The organism is Phytohabitans flavus (assembly GCF_011764545.1).
Classification (GTDB): domain Bacteria; phylum Actinomycetota; class Actinomycetes; order Mycobacteriales; family Micromonosporaceae; genus Phytohabitans; species Phytohabitans flavus.
The window spans coordinates 3185475-3202038 of record NZ_AP022870.1 but is presented as its reverse complement, the minus strand read 5'-3'; the positions used below and the strand labels follow the sequence as shown (position 1 = coordinate 3202038).

Genomic DNA, 16564 nt, shown 5'->3' with positions numbered 1-16564 from the left:
GGCGGCCGGGGTGGACCTTTTCAGTGCCCTCGCTTAGCTGACCGACGCGCCCAGCAGGGTCTTGCCGGAGGCGAAGAACGGGCAGACCACCAGCGCGGCGTCGGGCTCGTTGTTGCCGCCACCGCGGAAGTAGATCTCGTTGACCCAGCCGGCCGCACCGTTGTCGGCGACGGTCAGCGCCCACCAGTTGTTGGTGGCGCCGTGCCGGGTCAGCGACGCACCCGGGTAGTCGCAGACGTACCAGTCGTCGCCGGGAGCGTAGATCGAGCCCACCTGGCGCGAGCTGGCGTTGTTGTACTCGTAGACCGGGATCCAGTTGTCCGGCGACCAGTCCGGGCACGTCTGCACGTACACGCCCTGACCCGAGTGCCACCACTGCGGACCGCACGGGTACGCGTCGGCGGCTTGGGCGGGCGCGGCATTGGCCAGTACGGCCACGGCCGCCGCGGTGAGGGCGGCGCCGAGGATGGCGAGACGACGGAGGAGTGACATTGCCGTCCTTTCTGAACGGTGCTTTGTGGTGCGCTTGTGCATGTCACCCTCCGCCCGCGGTACGGGAGCCAGCCACTCCTTTCACGTCACGCTGAAATCAGGCCACCGTCCTGTTTGGACCATTGAGGAGCGCCGCACCGAGCGGCGTGAGCGTGTGCTGTACGGCCTTGCCCAGCCGTGCCGTCACCACCAGGCCGGCGTCGCGCAGCGCGGTGGCGTGCTGGCTGGCACCGGCCTGCGAGATGCCGACCCGGCGGGCCAGCTCGGTGGTGGTGACCCCGGCGGCGATCGCGTCGAGCACGGCGGCGCGACTGTGCCCGAGCAGGGCGCTGAGCCGGCGCTCCGGGTCGCCGCGCTTGGTGGAGTCGAACCAGCTCACGTCGTGGCTGATCGGGTACACGAGCATCGGCGCGCGGCCCCAGTCGAAGAGGCTGATCGGGTGCTCCCAGCAGAAGAACGACGGCACCAGCAGCAGCGGGCGCCCGCCCAGCGTGACGTCGCGGTCGGCGCGGTAGTGCCGCATCTCCAGCACCGGCGGGCGCCACCGGATGGCCGGGTTGAGGCTGTTCAACAGGCGGTCGATGCCGCCGTCGAGCAGCAGCCGCCCGCGCAGCGCCCGGTCGGCGTCGAACCGGGCGTGGATCTGCTCCCAGTGCGGCGTCAGCGCCACTCGGTGGTACACGGTCATCGCGTCGCCGAGCCGGCGCAGGGTCGGCGGGTCACCGCGGGCCAACCCGCTGGTCCAGCCGGGCAGGCGGCGCTGCGCCGCGAGCCGGGTCAGATCGGCGCGCAGGTGCCGCCGAGGCGTCGCGAGGACCCGCTCGATGCCGTCCGCCGCACCGGCCGCGCCCGGCGACGGCGTCAGGAAGTCCGGCGAGTAGCCGACCGGTGGCGCCAGCGGCACCAGCGGCTCGATGCGCGCCCGCTCCGCGCCGGCCAGCCGGCCACGCATCGCCCGGCGCCACGCCCCGAAGGTCACCGATGCGGCGCGGCTTCGGAGCATGTGCAGGCTGAGCAGGATCTCCCACATGGGATCGGGCGCGGTGGCTACCCGAATTTGGGCAAGGTCGTCCGTCGTGAGATGCAGTCGAAGCACCACGATTCCCCCGTGAATACAGATGCTTTCGGCGCGTCCCATCATTGACGAAGGGCACAGCGATCGTCCACTTGTATCCCAAAGAAGACACTCGGCCGGAAGCGCCCCGGCCGGTCTGGAGATCTTTCGGCATCAAGGTGGTGGGTCGCTCTGTGGGCCTCGGGGTTGCGGTTACCCCTTCTTTGCCTCCGGCGGGGATCTCCGGCCTCCGGGATGGGGAGTGCCGTCCCGTCGGCCCTCGACCCGTCAAGAGCTGAGCAGGCCAACGCCCGGGGCGCCAGCGTCCGTGCCATTGTTCCGGGTTTGTGGGTGGTGGCGCCCCAGGCGTTGGCCTGCTCCAAGGAGCAAGCGGGTCGAGGGCCGACGGGACGGCACTGCGGGTGGGTTGTGCGCCTGGTGTCGCGCGCCGGTGGGGATCTCTCTGGCGATCGTTCGCCCGATACCTACACGACACGCCGACGACCCCGCGGATTCTGGGCGAACGATCACCAGAGCTCTGCGGAAGTGGCTCGTCGGGCTTTGGGAAGACTTTGTTGCTGCCAGGGCGGACCCGCTTCCTTGATCGGCGCGGTCGGGCTGGGCGTACGCGAAAGATCGTGGTACCCAACTGCCCCCGGAGGGGCCGCTCGGTACCACGATCTGCCAGACGGCGGCCCGTCGTAGCGTCGATCAAGGCAAAACCGAGCGCCCCTTTGGATGGAACCCGCCCAACCGCCGAGCTAGGTCAAGGCTGGCCGGAGCGCGGACCCGGCAGCGAAGGTCGCGGTCGGCCGACCACGACGCCTGGGGTGAGCTTGCCCAACAGCGAAGGGTGAGGCCGCGGGAGCGACGGTCTGGACCACAACGGACATCGCGGTAGCCCGACGTCCTTGATTTTGGATCTTTATCCGCGACAAGACTAGAGGTCGGTGGGGTCCTCCAGCAGGCCCGCCTCGCTCAGCAGCTGGGTGGCGAAGAGGTCGTCGCGCAACGCGGTTGTCACCACCAGGTGGGCCAGTTGCTCGGGCGTGAGCCGCCGTACCGCCTCCGCGAAGATGGCGCGGTCCGCGTCGTCGGGGGTGTCGCGTCCGCGGAGAGGTGGATGCCTTCGGCGACAGCGGCCACCACGAGCGCGGCCGCGTGGGCGCACAGGTCTTCGCCCGCGTCCGGGCAGGTGCACCTGCCGGTGAAGTCCCCGTCGACGATGCCTACCCAGGTCCGGACCACGCCGTCCGGGGTGAGGGACGACGCTCGCACGCCGCCGTCGACCGGATCGAGCTCACCGAGCCCGCCGTCTTCCCGCAACCGCTCGGCGGCCTGCGCCACGGCAGGTGGGAGGGACTCACGAAACGCCTCGACATCAATGCGGACCGCCATCCGGGCACCCTACCGGTCGACCACGAACGGACGATGCCGGCCCAGCCAACGAGAGCCGTACGTCGGGGGCGCCGGCGAAAGCCGTAATGCATGGCTTAAGCGAGGTTTAAAGACCTATCAGGTACGGGCGTGGAGTGCCTAACATTCCGGCGGCCCTGGCCGTCAGGCCAACTCGTGGCGTCTTGCTTGTTGGGGAGTGACCCGTGTCCTACATCTCGTTTCCGGAACCCGAGGCGAGTCCGGCGCCGCCACGTCCGGACCTGCCGGCGCGGGGCGCGCGGAGCAAGCGGGGTGTGATCGCGGGTGCGGCCGCCGCCGTGATCGTCGTCGGGGCCGCGGCGGTGTACCTGGGCGGCACCGGGTCCGAGCCCGAAACGTCGAAGGCGGCCAACGCCATCCCGTACACGTCGGCGTCGGCCGCGCCGGGGGAGTCGCCGAGCGCGCCGCCGACCGCGTCCGCCTCGGCCGCCACCGTGGCGCCGTCGGCCTCCGCCACGCCGCAGGCCGCTGCCGCGCCGAAGATCCCACCGACCGGGTGGCTCCCCGTCGACCGCGCGGCCTGGAAGGCGCAGGTGGACGCGTACAACGCGTTGAAGATCGACCCTGTCCCGGCGGGTGTGGGCAACCTCCCGGAGTTCCGGGCGGACTGCCAGTACAGCCACCGGCGGCCGGACGACCCGATCGTCTTCCCCGGCCTCCCGGGCGCCTCGCACATGCACTCCTTCGTCGGCAACAAGGCCGTCGACGCGGACACGGTGGCCGGCGATCTGATGAAGTTCACGGCCACCTCGTGCAAGCCGGTCCAGGACCACTCGGCCTACTGGGTGCCGACCCTCTACGACAACGGGACCGGCAAGCCGGTCGAGACCACGGGCTTCCGGGTCTACTACCGCTCGCTGATGAAAAACCCCGCCGGCCAGATGCCGATGCCCAACGGCCTGCGCATGATCAGCGGCGACGCCAAGAAGAAGCAGCCGACACCGCGCGGCGCGCGCGGGCAGTTCTACTGCGCCTTCTACGGCCCCGGCGATCTCGACGGCATCGCCCGCAGCACCAACGGCAACTGGCCCATCTGCGGCGGGGACGCCACGCTGCACTACATGATGCAGTTTCCGGACTGCTGGGACGGCAAGCACCTGGACAGCCCCAACCACAAGGACCACGTGTCGTACGGCTCGGGGAGGCCTGCCCGCGCAGCCACCCGGTGAAGATCCCGGCGATCACCTTCGACATCCAGTACGGAGTGAAGGGAACCCCGGCCGGCTACTACCTCTCCTCCGACAAGGAGGGAAAGAGCGCGTCGTCGATGCACGGTGACGCCTTCGTCGTGTGGGACGCCGCCACCATGAACAAGCGCACCAAGAACTGCGTCTTCCAGCGCAGGACCTGCGACAACTACGGCTACCAGAAGTAGCGGAGACCCCATTGCATGATCATGCAAAGGGGTTGGTCGCCACTCTGCGTATCGATACGCTGTTCGCCGTTTGCACCCCTGCCTGGGAATCGGTGAACGGATGTCGTCTACTAAGAGTGTCGGCCGGGCCACAGCGCCCGCTGTCGCGGTCGTGCTGCTCGTGCTCATGGGTCTCGCGATCCTCGGCGGTGTCGGCCTCATGCTCATGGCGCCGACCGCTGTCGCCGGCCTCGTCGCGACGGCGTTCGGCGTGGTGCTCGTGTTTCCCGCCGCGCTGTTCGCCGGTACCCACGCGCGAGCCTCCGGCGCCCGGGCCGTCCCGGCGCGGGAGCTGGTCATCTGGCTCGCCGTCGGTGTGCTCGTCGCGCTCGGGGCGGTGGGGATCGTCGCGGTCACCCAGCGCTACAGCGCGGCGTACACCGAGGCTCACGGCACGCCCGTCACGGTCACGTTGCCGAGCGAGTGCGTGCAGCGGTCGGTCAGGTCCGGGAACGGCTCCACCACCTGCGAGGACGCCAGCTGGAAGGTCGACGGCGCCACCGTCCGGGGCACGCTCTACGCGAGCTACAGCGAGCTGACCGCGCTGGGGCGCAGCGCGACCGGCACCGTGCTGACCGACAAGCCGGTCGAGGCGTTCGCCATCGGTGATACGGCGGTGACCAGTGAGTACGCGGGTGGCGACTGGTTCCTCGCCGTGGCGAGGCTGCCGTGGTGGACGGCGCTGGCGCTCCCGCTCGCGCTGATCCTCTGGCCGTTCGCGGTGTGGCGGACCCGCCGGGCGCGCGCCGCGGCCGGGCTCCCGCCGCGCCGCATCGTCCAGTTCAAGGTCTGAGCGCGGGTACACCTAGGCTTTGCGCAGGTGAATCGGCATGCTGGTGACGACGACGCCGGGTATGCGACGCAGGGCTTTGCGAAGGCGTTTTTCGATCGGCGCGTGCAGGATCTTCTGCCAGAGCGTGTCCGCGAACACCTCGGGGATGACCACCGTGAGGGTGACGTCCGGGCTCCTGTCGTGCAGCTGGGCGATGTACTGCGTCAGGGGTTCGAGGATCTCGCGGTGCGGCGACACCACGGTTTCCAGCCGGATGTGGTCGCCCCACGCGGTCCACTCGTCGCGGAGCCGGTCCGCTTCCTGGTCTTCAGGGCTGACGTGTATGGCGAGTGATGGCTTGCCAAGGGACACCACGTACGCCAGGGCACGCAGGCTCGCCTCGTCGAACCGGGCGACCGGGACGACGAGCAGGTGGCGTACTTGTTGGGGACGAGTTCTTGGGTCAACTCCTTCTCACCTTCGTCGGGGCGCAGGGACAGCGCCTGCCGTACCCGGTCGTAGTGCCGTCGTATCCGTATGCACAGGAACACGAGCGCCGGGACGGCGATGACCACCACCCAGGCGCCCGCGATGAACTTGGTGACCGCGGCGGAGACCAGCACGATTGCCGAGAGTGTCGCGCCGACCGTGTTTATCGCGGCACTGCGCCGCCACCCCGGCTTACGGTGCCGCCGCCAGTGGTTCACCATGCCGATCTGCGAGAGCGTGAACGCTAGGAAGACACCGACCGCGTAGAGCGGGATCAGGGCCTGGGTCCGCCCTCGCGACACGATGAGGATCACTGCGGCGGCGACGGAGAGGGCGACAAGCCCGTTGGTGAGGGCCAGCCGGTCACCCATTTGAAGGAATCGGCGGGGGACATAGGCGTCGCGGGCCATGTAGAACAGCAGCCTGGGCAGACCGTTGTACGCGGTGTTCGCGGCCAGCAGCAGGATCAGCGCGGTGGTGGCCTGGATGATCACATACCACGGTCCGTGGGGAACGTGTGGTGTGCGAGCTGGGACAGCATGGTCTCGCCGGGTCGGGGGACCAGGCCGTTGAGGTAGATCAGCAAGATCAGGCCCGCGAACAGGAGTACCAGGAAGCTGACCATCCAGGTGAGCACCGTGCGGGCGTTGCGCCACTCGGTGGGCCGCAGGGCCGGTACGGCATTCGACACCGCCTCGATGCCGGTCATCGAGGTGGCGCCGGAGGCGAAGGCGCGGGCGACGAGCAGCACGCCGAGCGCCTCGGTCGGGGGCACATGTGGCGGCTGGACCACGGTGAAACCGCGCGCTCCGGCCTGCGCGAGCCCGACAACGATCGTCGCCCCGATCGCGCCCAGGAAGAGGTAGGTGGGGGCGGCGAAGATGTTTCCCGCGGCGCGGATCCCACGCAGGTTGCCGGTGAGCAGGACGGCGACGATCAGTAACGACAGCGGTACGGTCAGCGGGGCCAGCGCCGGCATCGCCGACGTGATCGCGGCGATTCCCGCCGACACCGACACGGCCACGGTCAGTACGTAGTCGAGGATGAGTCCCACCGCCGCAGTCACCCCGGCCCGCGGCCCGATGCTGTCGCTGGCCACGAGGTAGGAGCCGGCGCCGTGCGGGTAGGCGCGCACGGTCTGCCGGTACGAGGCGCCGACCGCCAACATCAACACCACCAGCACGGCGGCCATCGGCAGGGACAGCCCCAGGGCCGCGCTCCCGGCCAGGACCAGGACGGTCAGCAACGCCTCCGGTCCGTACGCCACCGACGACAGCAGGTCGGACGACAGGACCGGCAGCGCGACAAGCTTTCGCAACCGTTCCCGCAGCACGGCCTTGGTGGTCAGGGGTGGTCCGAGCAACACCCGGCGCACGCGGACGGTCAGCCGGCCCAGGCGCGTGTCTGGCCACTCCGCCGCCGGCGTCGCGGTGAGCTCGCCAGGTTGGTCCGGCCGGAACCGCTCGTTCGGCCGCCGGATGTGGGCGGCACTCGGCCCGGAGGGGGGAAGCTCGGGATCGACCGGAAGCGCCCGTACCGGTGCCTCGACCTGCCACTGCTCACCGAACCGGCGCAGCGCCTCGACGTCCTGCGCCGACAGGGGCGGGAACTCCGCCGATGGGCTCAGGGATGTGGTCGGCTTATCCCGGTCCGCATCGTCCCGCTCCTCGCCCAACGCCCGCTCCCACCCCCCAACACCCGCCAGCCGTACCGACGATCCCAGGAACAGCGGGCCCGGCGGTGGAGATCCGGCGCATTGGTGCCAATAGCGCGTTTTGGGCGGTCTGTCCGCATGTCACGGTTCTGCTGGGTGACCGCGGAGGGTGAGGCTGCGGGAGTCATATTTTCATGCCCGCAGTACCCCTAAAAGTTCACGGAGCGTGTAACGATTGTAACTATCCCATCTATCGACGGCGCTTCCGTCCTATTTGGAGGTGGACCAGAATGAGTCCAAACCTCGTCCAGCGCCTGTCAGCTGAGGCACTGGGCACCCTGCTCCTGGTGTACTTCGGTGTCGCCGCCACGCTCGCGGCGACTGGAGGATCCATCGGCATTGCCGCGGCCTATGCTTTCGGGCTCGCGCTGGCTGTCTGGATCTTCGCCGGTGTTTCCGGCGCACACGTCAACCCGACCGTCACCATCGCCCTGGCCGTCCGTGGCCGGTTCGCGTGGACCGACGTGCCGGGCTATGTACTCGCCCAAGTGGTCGGCGGCGTCCTCGCCGGCCTGCTCGCCTGGGGCACCTACGGTGGCGGCGGCGTCGACGCCGGCCTGGGCGGCACCGTCGTGGCGGGCAGCGCGACCGTGGTGGTCGCGCTCGTCGTCGAGGCACTCGCCGCGTTCCTCGTGGTGCTCGCGTACTACACGCTGATCACCGAGGAACGGATGGAGCGCGGCCTGGCCGGGCTCGGTGTCGGCCTCGCGTACGGCACGGCGATCCTGGCCCTGGCCCCGATCACCGGCGCCTCGGCCAACTTCGCCCGCACGTTCGGCGTCGAGGTGTCGCTCGCGTTCGGCGGCGGCACCACCCACTGGGCCGACCTGTGGATCTACGCCGTCGGTCCGCTGGTCGGTGGCATCCTCGCGGTGTTCGTCTACGACGTCCTCATCGCCGGGCGCCCGCTGCTCGCCCCGACCAGCCGCCCGGCCGCCAGTCGCGGCAGCGGCACAGCCACCGCGGCGGCCTGACCGCCGCCCACCCCACGATCACCAACCAACAGCGTGGCCCCGCCCCTGGCGAGCGGGGCTACGCCCGTCCGGGGCCGCGTACCGTAAGGCTTTCGAAATAATCTTCCGCCGCCGGGCGGGCTAGCCTGTGGACGATGGGGCAGCGGGTACTCGTAGTCGACGACGATCCCACGGTCAGCGACGTGGTGTGCCGGTACCTGCGGCGGGCCGGCTACGACGTCAGCATGGCGGCGGACGGCGCTGCCGCACTGGCCGTCGTCGCCCGGGAGATGCCCGACCTGGTGGTGCTCGACCTGATGCTGCCGGGGATCGACGGGCTCGAGGTCTGCCGCCGGCTGCGCACCCGCCCGGACGGCGTCCCGATCGTCATGCTCACCGCGCTCGGCGAGGAGGCCGATCGGGTGCTCGGCCTCCAGCTCGGCGCGGACGACTACGTCACGAAGCCCTTCTCGCCGCGCGAGCTTGTGCTGCGCGTACAGTCGGTGCTGCGCCGGGCCGGCGCCGACGCGGCACCGTCCGCCGCGCCACTGCGTGACGGCGACCTGGTGGTCGACGAGGTGCGTCGCGTCGCGCGGCTACGCGAGGCCGAGCTCACCTTGACGGTACGGGAGTTCGACCTGCTCGCCTTCCTCATGCGCCACCCCGGACAGGCGTTCCGCCGGGCGGACCTGCTGGAGCGGGTGTGGGGCTGGCATATCGGCGATCAGTCCACAGTGACCGTCCACGTGCGACGGCTGCGGGAGAAGGTCGAGGACGACCCGGCCAGGCCGAGGCGGATCGTCACCGTGTGGGGCGTCGGCTACCGGTACGAGCCGGTGGGTTGACGTGCGCGACCTGCTGTTGATCTTCGGCGCGGCGCTGGTCGGCGCGCTCGCGGTCGGCGGCCTCGGGGCGGCCGCGCTACGGCTGCTGCGCGGCCAGACCATCATGGCGCACATCTGGGTGCTCATCGCGGTGACCGTCGGCAGCGTGGTAGCCGGCATCGTGGTCATCGCCCGAGCCATGTTCCTGTCCACCCACGACATGCAGGTGGTGCTGATCACCGTGGCCGCCGGCGCGGCGGTCAGCGTCGCGGTCGGCTGGCTCTTCGGGCGCCGGCTCGCCGCCACCGCGGTCTGGGCCGCACAGGCCCGCGAGCGGGAGAGGCACCTGGAGAAGGGGCGCCGCGACCTCGTCGCGTGGGTCTCGCACGACCTGCGTACCCCGCTGGCCGGACTGCGGGCGATGGCGGAGGCCCTCGAGGACCGGGTGGTATCCGATCCGGCCGGCGTGGCCGAGTACCACCGGCGAATCCGGGTGGAGACCGACCGCATGACCCAGCTCGTCGACGACCTTTTCGAGCTATCCCGCATCAACGCCGGCGCCCTGCGGCTCTCGCCGTCCACGGTGCCGCTCGGCGACGTGGTCTCCGACGCGGTCGCGGCCACCGCCCCGATCGCCGACGCGCGCCGGATCCAGCTGGTCGCGACGGAGTCGGACTGGCCCGCGGTACGGGCCAGCGAGCCGGAGCTGACCCGCGTGGTGGCCAACCTCCTCCTCAACGCCGTGCGGTACACCCCGGAGGACGGCACGGTATGGGTCAGCGGTGGCAGCGGCACCGACGGCGCCTGGCTGGCCGTCGCCGACACCTGCGGGGGATCCCCGAGGCCGACCTGCCGCGGGTGTTCGACATCGCGTTCCGCGGCGAGCGCGCCCGGACCCCGCGCGGCATCGACGGCGCGGTCGGCGGGCTCGGGCTGGCGATCGTGCGCGGACTCGTCGAAGCGCACGGTGGCCGCGTCGACGCGCACAACATCCCCAACGGCTGCCGCTTCGTCGTCCACCTCCCCGCCGCCCCCTAGTCTGGAGTGCGGTGGGTGTCTTTGTCGCGGACAAAGATCCAAACCCAAGGATATTGAGCTACCGCGATGTTCGTCGTGGTCCGGACCGTTGCTCCCGCGGCCTTGCCCTTCGCGGTTGGGCAAGCTCACCCCTGGGTCGTGGTCGGCCGACTGCGGCCTTCGCTGCCGGGTCCGCGTTCCGGCCAGCCTTTGGCCTGGCTCGGCGGTTGGGCGGAGGGTCCGTCCAACGGCAGGCACGTGCCCGGAGGGCGCTGGCCGTCGGGGTTGGGCTTGGAAGCGCGGACCCGGCAGCGGAGGTCGGGGATCTCGGCGAGCGCTAGCGAGCCGCCGACCTGCGCGATGCCCGCGGGAGCATACGGCCTGCGACTGGCGCGGACCGGGGCAAATACCTTGTCTCAAGAACGTGAGGGTTGAGGCGGCGGCGCGTGGGCACCCAGCGGTATGGGAGCGAAGGAGATGGAAGGCGACAACATCCAGCGCCGCCAGCGTGCGCGGGACGCCCGCGAACAAGGCAAGGTGCCCGCGGGGGAGCAGGTGACGCTCGGGGCCTCCAAGCAGCGCGAGACCGCTCGTCGCGCTAAGCGAAATGCCGGCGACGCGAAGACGGGCAAGCGGCGCACTGGCTGACCGCCCGCCTCCGCGCCAACACACCGGAACCGATGTCTACTGTGCGACGAAGTCACACCACGGCGACCAGGCCGATACCGCGTTCCCGTCCTCGGCCCGGACCCGGAACTGATACGTCCCGGCGTGAACGACTGGGCCGGAACGCCGACCCCGTACAGGTTTCCGACCTGGATCAGGGACTCCCGGCCCGGACGGGCGATTTCGAACCTGCCGACCAGGTTCGGGTTCGAGATGTACGTACCCGGACTCGCCGCGAACGTCGGCCCGCCCTCGCTGGAGATGACCGGGACACTCGTCGTGCCGCAGAACTGGAAGCCGGCATACGGATCGGCGGAGACCCGAAGGCTGGTGGGTACGCGCGGCGCCGGCACGTTCACCGTCTGAACGGTGAACGTGCACCACGGCAGCCACTCCGAGACCGTGCCACCGTCCACTGCCCGCACCCGGAATTGGTAGGTGCCCTCGCCGAGGACACCTGCGGGAACCTGATAGGTGGCCAGCGACGCGTCGAAGGCAACGGTGGCGCTGACCAACGACTGTCCCAGCGATGCCACCTCGAAGGTCGCCGCGAGGTTGGGGCGGTCAGCGTTGTAGGCGGGAGTGCCCTTGCTGACCCCGAGGATCGGCGTCAGACTCCTCGACACCCGGCTGCCACTGGAGCAGGGCTGCGGGGACGTCAGGCCGGAGGACCGCAGAAATGGGCCCACCGGCGCGTGCGGCGGTGACACGGCGGCGGTGGCCGGCGCGGGCAGGAACAGGGTCGCGCCCAGCGTGAGGACCGCCGTGACCAGGCTCGCGGTCCGGCGACCCGGTCTACGGATGTCTGAGCGGGTGGAATCCATGCGTGATGCCCTTCCTTGGCAGATCGGCGATGGTGCCAATTCCACCCAGCGGGCGACAACGCCGTCACTACCAAACGGGACCACGTAAGACATCGGTAACACACGCCTCCCGCGAAGTAGTCGTACGAGAGGGCCGAGAAGTTCCCGAGCCGTGCCCAGAAAAATGCAGAGACATCGATGGAGCATCCGGGGAACCAAATCGCGGTGGCGGCCGACTATTTCGCTGTCCCCTGCGGACCCTTTCCCCTGGAGGCCCTCCCTTGTCGACCATCACGAACTCCGAGACGCCGCCCGCGGTCGCCGATCCGCCCCGACCAAAGCCGACGGCGCGGCGTAGGTCGATCGGGCCGCTGGTGCTGCGGCTGCACTTCTACGCCGGCGTCCTTGTCGCGCCGTTTCTGGTGGTGGCGGCGCTGACCGGGCTGGCATTCGTGTTCAGTCCGCAGTTGGACGGTCTCGTCTATGCCGACGAGCTGCGCGTCGATGTCGGGGCCGCACCGGCCCGCCCGCTCGCCGAGCAGGTGACCGCCGCTCGTGGCGCCCACCCGGAGGGCGACTTCGCCTCCGTGATCCCGCCGGTGACGGCGACCGACACCACCAAGGTCGTCTTCAACCTGCCCGAGCTGGGGGAGAAGCAGCACACCGTCTACGTCGACCCGTACACGAACGAGGTGCGCGGCACGCTGACGACGTGGTTCGGGGAGACGCCGCTCCAGACGTGGCTGGACGATCTGCACCGCAACCTGCACCTCGGCGTCGTCGGTCGGCACTACTCCGAGCTGGCGGCGAGCTGGCTGTGGCTTGTCGTCCTGGGTGGACTGTTCCTGTGGCTGCGTCGACAGTGGACCGGCCGGGACAAGCTCCGCCGTACCGTCCTGCCCGACCTCGCCGCGAACGTGGGCGTACGCCGTACCCGCTCGTGGCACGCGGCGACCGGTGTCTGGCTGGCGATCGGGCTGCTCGCGCTCTCCGCGACCGGGCTGACCTGGTCGCGGTACGCGGGCGGCAACTTCGACATCCTCCAGGAGGGGTTCGACTCGCACAGACCCACTTTGGACACCGCGCTCCCGGGCGGGAGCACGGGTGGCGGCACCAGCGACGGCGGCGGCCACCACGAGGGCGGCGCGAGCGGGGCCGCCGACTTCGACGTGTCCGATGTGGACCGGGTGACGCTGATCGCCCGCGAGGCCGGGGTGGACGGGAAGGTCGAGGTGAGCCCGCCGGCCGAGCCAGGCACGGCGTGGACCGTGGTCGAGGACGATCCCGCCTGGCCGTACGGCTGGGACCGCGCCGCCGTCGACCCGGCGACCGGCACGGTGGTCGCGCACTCCAGGTTCGCCGACTGGCCGGTGCTGGCTCAGCTGTCCAAGCTGGGCGTCGCGTTCCACATGGGATTCCTCTTCGGGATCGTCAACCAGCTCCTGCTCGCCGCCCTCGCGATCGGGCTGCTGTGCGTGATCGTGTGGGGTACCGGATGTGGTGGCAGCGCCGCCCCACCCGCGCCGACCGCTCCGCGCCGGTGGGCGCGCCACCAGCCCGCGGCGCGTGGCGCGAAACCCACCCGTTGGTCGCGGTGGCCGTGCTGCTTGTCGCGGTGGCGGTGGGCTGGGCGCTGCCACTACTCGGCGTCACCCTGGCCGCGTTCCTGCTGATCGACCTGGCCCTCGGTGGTGTGGGCCGCTGGCGCGCCAAGCGGCCGGGCGTCTGAGAGGGAGTCGCGTCACACGACGGCGACCGCGTCGATCTCGACGAGGAACCCCGGGCCAAGGCCGGCCACCACGTGGACCGTGATGGCCGGCGGCGGGTCGGCCGGGTTCCACACCTGCTGGAAGGCGGCCACACCCTCGTCGAAGGCGTGGCCGTCGACCACGGCGATGGTCCAGTGCACGATGTTCGCCAGGCTCGCGCCCTCGCTTTCCAGGATGGTCGCGAGGTTTCGAAACGCCTGCGTCGCCTGCTCCCCGACCGTGGGACCGACGACCTTGCCGTCCGCGTCGACGCCGTTCTGCCCGCCGATGTAGATCGTCTTCGCCGGCTGCTCGACCACGACGGCCTGGCTGAAGGCGGGGCTGCGGTGCAGTCCCTCGGGGTTGATGTGCCTTACGCCCATGTCGTTGCCTCCTCTGATGGTGAAACCAGTTATAGCGGTTACCCGAGCGAGCGCGCAACGCGAGGGGGTTGCGGCCGTTCGGGGTGCCGTTCTACGTTGTAGAAAGGGACGGACGGGACACTCGGGGGCGCATTTTGACTGGGCAGGCGGCCGCTGTCAGGCGGAAGCGGCGGGACGTGGGCTGGTTCCTCTGGCCGTACCGGGCCATCGCGACGCTTGTCGCTGGGCTGAGCTACCTCCAGTCGATCCTCGCTGGGCAGTTCTTGTCCGGCACGTATTCGTCACTGCTGGGCCACCAGAACAACGCCGCGATCATCGACATGCTGCTGATCCTCGGCATCGCCGTGGCCCTGCCCATCCCGCTGTGGGGGCGGCGCGCGTGGTGGCCGGTGGTGTTCGCGGCTGGCCTGCTCGGGATGACCACGGTGCAGAACCAGCTCGGCTTCGCGCGGATCCTCACCGTACACATCCCATTGGGGGTGGCGATCGTGATGGCGGCGACGGGTGTGGCGATCTGGGCGTGGCGGGCCTCGCCGAAGGCAGACGGATGAGCGGGCACGTGACCCGGCGCCGCGTGTTGGCGGGGGTGGGTGCGGCCGCTGGTGCGTTCGGGCTGGCCATCCCCTTCGTCCGAGGCATTGGTGGCTCCTCGTCGACCGGCACGCTGCTGGAGAGCCGGCGGCCGTTGCCGGCACCGTTCACGCGGCGGCTGACGGTGCCGCCCGAGCTGCGACCGGTGCCAGTAGGGTCCGATGTGGACAGATTCGAGATCACTCAGCGACCCGGGCAGGTCGACATCCTCGGCGGGGTCTCGACGCCCATCTGGGGGTACGAGGGCATCTTTCCCGGCCCGACCCTGCGGAGCCGTCGCGGCCGGCCGGTCGTGGTGACCCACCGCAACGCGCTGCCGGTGCCGACCGTGGTGCACCTGCACGGCGGTCACACGCCGGCCGAGCACGACGGGTACCCGACGGACCTGCTGCTGCCGGAGCCGATGGCCGACCATAGTGGACACAACGGCGGCCGGACCGCCGTGGGGCGGCGCGAGTACGTGTACCCGATGAACCAGCCCGCCGCGACGCTCTGGTACCACGACCATCGCATGGATTTCACCGGCCCGGCGGTGTGGCGCGGCCTGGCCGGCTTCCACCTGGTGACCGACGAGGAGGAGCAGGCACTCCCGCTGCCCCGAGGCGCCCGCGACCTGCCGCTGATGATCGCCGACCGCGCGTTCGACCACGACGGCACACTGCTCTACCCCAGCAACACCGACGACCTGCTCGACAACCCTGGCGTGCGCCCGCCGTACCAGGCCGGCGTGCTCGGCGACACAATCCTGGTCAACGGCCTCCCGTGGCCGACGACCACAGTGGACGGCGCCCGCTACCGCCTGCGCCTGCTCAACGGCTCCAACGCCCGGCGCTACCGGCTCCGCCTCGACCCGCCCCCGCCCGACGACCGGGCGTTCGTCCAGATCGGCTCGGACGGCGGGCTGCTCCCGTCGCCGATCAGGCACGACAGCGTCGACCTCGCACCGGCCGAACGGATGGACGTGATCGTCGACTTCGGACGGTGGAGACCCGGGCAGAACGTCGTCCTCACCAACGACTTCGGCACCGGCAACACCGCACACGTCATGCGGTTCGAGGTCGGCGACAAGGTCGAGGACGGCACCCGCGTACCCGATCGCCTCTCCGGCGACCACTCGACGCTGCGCCACACCGACGCGGTCCGCACCCGCCGCATGGTCTTCCAGTCGCGGGACACCGGCGGCGCGCATCGCTGGCTCGTCAACGGCGAGCCGTTCCAGCCCGACCGGGTCCACGCCGACCCCAAGCTCGGCACCACGGAGATCTGGCAGCTCGTCGGCGATCTGCACCACCCGATCCATCTGCACCTGAGCCACTTCCAGGTGCTCTCCCGCGGCACCAGCGGACCGCGCCGGAGCGACCACGGCTGGAAAGACACCATCGACCTGCTACCCGGCGAGCCCGCCGAGATCATCATCCCGTTTCAGGACTATCCGGGCCGCTACGTGTTCCACTGCCACAACCTCGAACACGAAGACATGATGATGATGGGCACCATGCGGGTCGCCTAGGCTATCCGGCGGGAAAGCCGTCCAGGAGGGCGCGTAGGCCCATGCCAAACTGGCGGTCCGGGTCGTACCCCTGTGCCATGCCCGCCGCCAGTGACGGGTAGGCCACCATCACGTCCGCGTCGGCCACGCCCGCGCCCACCGGCGGCCCCGCCGGCACGCCGGCCTCCACGAGCAGATATCCGACGGTGTACGAGCGGGCGCAGGCGACGATGTTCAACGCCGTCGCGGCGGTGAGGCCGACCTCCACCAGCGCGGCGATCAGCCGGTCGGCTCGCGCCAGCATCCTCGGCGACAGCACCGGCCGCGTCCCCACCAGCGGGATCGTGTGCGGATGTCGCAGCAGCACGCGCCGGGTGCGCTGGAACGTCTCCCACACGAGCGACTGCCACGTCGCCCCTTCCTCGACCAGCAGCTCGCCGACCTCGTCGTGCACCGCCTCGACCACCGCGTCGAAGAGGGCGCCCTTGTCCGGCAGGTAGTAGTACACCGCCATCGGGTCCACGCCGAGTTCCGCGCCGAACTTCCGCATCGTCAGCCCGGCCACCCCGTCGCGGTCGATCACCGCCAGCGCGGTACGCACGATGACGTCACGGTCCAGGGCAGGTCGGCGATCAGGCACCAGCTCATCGAAACACACCCGCCCGCCGGCCAACCCCGCACCGGAGGGGCCCGTTCTCAGCCACTTCACAACGAGTCA

At 70.4% G+C, this 16564-nt stretch carries 18 protein-coding genes and 1 pseudogene; 11 read left to right on the top strand and 8 right to left on the bottom strand.

Annotation, left to right across the window (positions count from 1 at the left end):
• Positions 1-33: 33 nt before the first annotated feature.
• From Pflav_RS13970 to Pflav_RS13960, 3 genes are all read right to left on the bottom strand, one after another.
• Positions 34-492, bottom strand: a complete 459-nt coding sequence (locus tag Pflav_RS13970) for a hypothetical protein (protein ID WP_173036555.1) — start codon at positions 490-492, stop codon at positions 34-36.
• A 97-nt stretch (positions 493-589) separates the two neighbouring features.
• A complete protein-coding gene (locus Pflav_RS13965; RefSeq protein WP_197938451.1) occupies positions 590-1588 on the bottom strand; it encodes an ArsR/SmtB family transcription factor in 999 nt (332 codons plus the stop codon).
• A 978-nt stretch (positions 1589-2566) separates the two neighbouring features.
• Positions 2567-2944 carry an SWIM zinc finger family protein gene (locus Pflav_RS13960; RefSeq protein WP_173036553.1) on the bottom strand — a complete coding sequence of 126 codons (378 nt, stop codon included), beginning with the start codon at positions 2942-2944 and terminating at the stop codon, positions 2567-2569.
• Positions 2945-3147: 203 nt separating this feature from the next.
• Between Pflav_RS13960 and Pflav_RS13955 the strand changes: the two genes are divergently transcribed.
• From Pflav_RS13955 to Pflav_RS13945, 3 genes are all read left to right on the top strand, one after another.
• Positions 3148-4152: a DUF1996 domain-containing protein gene (locus Pflav_RS13955; RefSeq protein ID WP_173036552.1), complete on the top strand. Its 1005-nt coding sequence runs from the start codon at positions 3148-3150 to the stop codon at positions 4150-4152.
• Positions 4149-4358, top strand: a complete 210-nt coding sequence (locus Pflav_RS13950) for a hypothetical protein (protein WP_173036551.1) — start codon at positions 4149-4151, stop codon at positions 4356-4358. Before Pflav_RS13955 ends, Pflav_RS13950 begins: the two co-directional genes overlap by 4 nt.
• 100 nt (positions 4359-4458) lie before the next feature.
• Positions 4459-5190, top strand: coding sequence for a hypothetical protein (locus Pflav_RS13945; RefSeq protein WP_173036550.1), 732 nt, complete (start codon positions 4459-4461; stop codon positions 5188-5190).
• A gap of 12 nt (positions 5191-5202) precedes the next feature.
• Here the strand turns inward: Pflav_RS13945 and Pflav_RS45465 are convergent, their stop codons facing one another.
• From Pflav_RS45465 to Pflav_RS47380, 3 genes are read right to left on the bottom strand one after another with little or no spacing between them, the layout of a single operon-like run.
• On the bottom strand, positions 5203-5427 hold the full coding sequence (locus Pflav_RS45465) for a hypothetical protein (protein ID WP_232071384.1): 225 nt from the start codon (positions 5425-5427) through the stop codon (positions 5203-5205).
• The gene (locus Pflav_RS47385; RefSeq protein WP_269474500.1) at positions 5394-6152 is read right to left on the bottom strand and encodes an APC family permease; all 759 of its coding nucleotides are present in this window, start codon (positions 6150-6152) and stop codon (positions 5394-5396) included. The genes Pflav_RS45465 and Pflav_RS47385 overlap by 34 nt, the downstream gene beginning before the upstream one ends.
• Entirely contained in the window at positions 6149-7333 is a 1185-nt protein-coding gene (locus Pflav_RS47380; protein WP_269474499.1) for an APC family permease, read from the bottom strand. Before Pflav_RS47380 ends, Pflav_RS47385 begins: the two co-directional genes overlap by 4 nt.
• Before the next feature lie 269 nt (positions 7334-7602).
• Here Pflav_RS47380 and Pflav_RS13935 point away from each other — a divergent pair, with 269 nt between their 5' ends.
• The 6 genes and pseudogenes from Pflav_RS13935 to Pflav_RS13910 all read left to right on the top strand — a co-directional run bounded on the left by Pflav_RS13935 (position 7603) and on the right by Pflav_RS13910 (position 13308).
• Positions 7603-8346, top strand: a complete 744-nt coding sequence (locus Pflav_RS13935; RefSeq protein WP_173036549.1) for an MIP/aquaporin family protein — start codon at positions 7603-7605, stop codon at positions 8344-8346.
• 134 nt (positions 8347-8480) lie between these two features.
• Complete coding sequence (locus tag Pflav_RS13930) at positions 8481-9170, top strand: response regulator transcription factor (protein WP_173036548.1); 690 nt, start codon at positions 8481-8483, stop codon at positions 9168-9170.
• Between the two features lies 1 nt (position 9171).
• A pseudogene (locus tag Pflav_RS13925) lies at positions 9172-10187 on the top strand (sensor histidine kinase).
• A 456-nt stretch (positions 10188-10643) separates the two neighbouring features.
• Positions 10644-10814, top strand: a complete 171-nt coding sequence (locus tag Pflav_RS13920) for a hypothetical protein (protein WP_173036547.1) — start codon at positions 10644-10646, stop codon at positions 10812-10814.
• Positions 10815-10937: 123 nt separating this feature from the next.
• Positions 10938-11198: a hypothetical protein gene (locus tag Pflav_RS13915; protein ID WP_173036546.1), complete on the top strand. Its 261-nt coding sequence runs from the start codon at positions 10938-10940 to the stop codon at positions 11196-11198.
• Between the two features lie 718 nt (positions 11199-11916).
• Positions 11917-13308 (top strand): PepSY-associated TM helix domain-containing protein, encoded by a 1392-nt coding sequence (locus Pflav_RS13910; RefSeq protein WP_232071382.1) that lies wholly within the window; start codon positions 11917-11919, stop codon positions 13306-13308.
• Between the two features lie 68 nt (positions 13309-13376).
• Here Pflav_RS13910 and Pflav_RS13905 read toward each other — a convergent pair whose 3' ends face one another.
• Positions 13377-13766 (bottom strand): RidA family protein, encoded by a 390-nt coding sequence (locus tag Pflav_RS13905; protein ID WP_173036545.1) that lies wholly within the window; start codon positions 13764-13766, stop codon positions 13377-13379.
• 176 nt (positions 13767-13942) lie between these two features.
• Here Pflav_RS13905 and Pflav_RS13900 point away from each other — a divergent pair, with 176 nt between their 5' ends.
• On the top strand, positions 13943-14317 hold the full coding sequence (locus Pflav_RS13900; protein ID WP_173036544.1) for a hypothetical protein: 375 nt from the start codon (positions 13943-13945) through the stop codon (positions 14315-14317).
• Positions 14314-15867 (top strand): multicopper oxidase family protein, encoded by a 1554-nt coding sequence (locus tag Pflav_RS13895; RefSeq protein WP_173036543.1) that lies wholly within the window; start codon positions 14314-14316, stop codon positions 15865-15867. Before Pflav_RS13900 ends, Pflav_RS13895 begins: the two co-directional genes overlap by 4 nt.
• 1 nt (position 15868) lies before the next feature.
• Here Pflav_RS13895 and Pflav_RS13890 read toward each other — a convergent pair whose 3' ends face one another.
• Positions 15869-16486: a TetR/AcrR family transcriptional regulator gene (locus Pflav_RS13890; RefSeq protein WP_173036542.1), complete on the bottom strand. Its 618-nt coding sequence runs from the start codon at positions 16484-16486 to the stop codon at positions 15869-15871.
• Positions 16487-16564: the final 78 nt, after the last annotated feature.